Origin of the sequence: Xenorhabdus santafensis (assembly GCF_033949405.1) — a bacterium.
Lineage (GTDB): Bacteria > Pseudomonadota > Gammaproteobacteria > Enterobacterales > Enterobacteriaceae > Xenorhabdus > Xenorhabdus santafensis.
The window spans coordinates 1-1,520 of sequence record NZ_VCDN01000181.1; the positions used below are offsets into that span (position 1 = coordinate 1).

The following is a 1,520-nucleotide window of genomic DNA, read 5'->3' on the forward strand; positions in this document are numbered from 1 at the left end:
CAGCTTCAGGCCTTCATACTGTTTGATGCGCTCAAGCCCTTTATCGCTGATTTCCATCAGAAGATGTTCCCGTTTTTTTCTCTGCGGCCTTACGTAACAATTGGCCGATAAAATCTGTACCCAAATAGCCAATCATCACACTGCCGATATAGGCTAAATCAGGATTCAGACCAAACAGGTTTAAGACATCACGGATGAACCAGGCGAACATGGCACACATAAAGGCATCGATTGATACTTTTATCCAACCACCACCGTTATAGCGACCGCGAAGGAAAGCCATTGTCCCGGCGAGGGTTGCCCCGGTGCCTTGTTCTTTTATTGAAATAAGCCAGTTACTGAGGTGTGCCCAAATATCAGGATTTTCTTTCATTTTAATATATTCCCTATTAGAGCAATGGACATCCTTGGGGTAAAATAGGTTGGTCTCTATAAGCTGAGTTAAAAAACACCAGTTACCATATAGGAATATGGCTGTAATGAGATTATTTCCAGTAATAAATATAGAAAGGCCACACTAAAGAGCGACCTTGAATTCAATATATAAATTAAAATTAACGCCAATTACAGTAAAAACGTTTGGTTTGGCTTGTTTGTTTCAAAATAGCACTGAGTTTTTTTGCTTCAGCATTATGCTCATACCAGTTGATACATTCATATTTCACATTAGTATCAGGCTTCTTAGTAGGCGAACGTTTTCCAAGATTATAAGTTACACCATCAACTGTTATATAAAGAGATTTATTCTTAAATAACTCATCTACTCTCTGATTACTTTCTTTATCTGGATCGGACAATACATTCCAAATAAATATAGGGACATTATTATTATACTCAATCCAATAGAATATTTTTATTTCTTTAATATTTGTTTTATTTTGAATTACTTTTAAATTACCATGAGGTATCATTATTTCGGTTTCTTTTCCAGAGTATCCCCATGTAGTGCTACTACCATCATTTTTAGTTAGCTCAGCTCCTAAGGTAAGATCAAAAACCATCATATTTTCACCTAAATCAGGTGTTGGCTCTAGCTTCACCTTCTCTTCAAAAAACTGCCAATCACAAGCCATCATATCTTCTTGCGTTGGTTGCCAAGGCACAAAGTTACCGTGCTCATTACGCAAATCGATATGCGTCAAATAATCATATTTAGTCCCAACTGCAACACCATCAACCGCATAAGCGCTATCTTTTTCCACGACTAAATCATTGACACGTGGCGTGATAGCCAAATACTTCTCATTATTCCCTTGGCAATTCACCCAAGTAGAACGAGTAACACGCTTGCGTAGTTTTAATTGAATCAAAGCCCAAGAAAAAGACCCCACCGGTGCAATAAAGAATCACATTGATATTGTTTTGGATCAAATGGGCATTCATGTTCAGGCTTAATAAATTCAGACATATTATTTCCTTATATTTATAAATAATAGGAAGCCAAATTTAATATTTAACTTCCACCCGCTGTTAAACAGCCTGAATATATTAAACAATACTACTTGGATTCGACTAATAAG

At 36.6% G+C, this 1,520-nt stretch carries 1 protein-coding gene and 1 pseudogene; both read right to left on the reverse strand.

The window, feature by feature from the left end:
• Window positions 1-40: 40 nt before the first annotated feature.
• On the reverse strand, window positions 41-373 hold the full coding sequence (locus FE392_RS19725) for a phage holin, lambda family (protein ID WP_319931836.1): 333 nt from the start codon (window positions 371-373) through the stop codon (window positions 41-43).
• A 181-nt stretch (window positions 374-554) separates the two neighbouring features.
• Window positions 555-1,408: pseudogene (locus FE392_RS19730) on the reverse strand (DUF2829 domain-containing protein).
• Window positions 1,409-1,520: the final 112 nt, after the last annotated feature.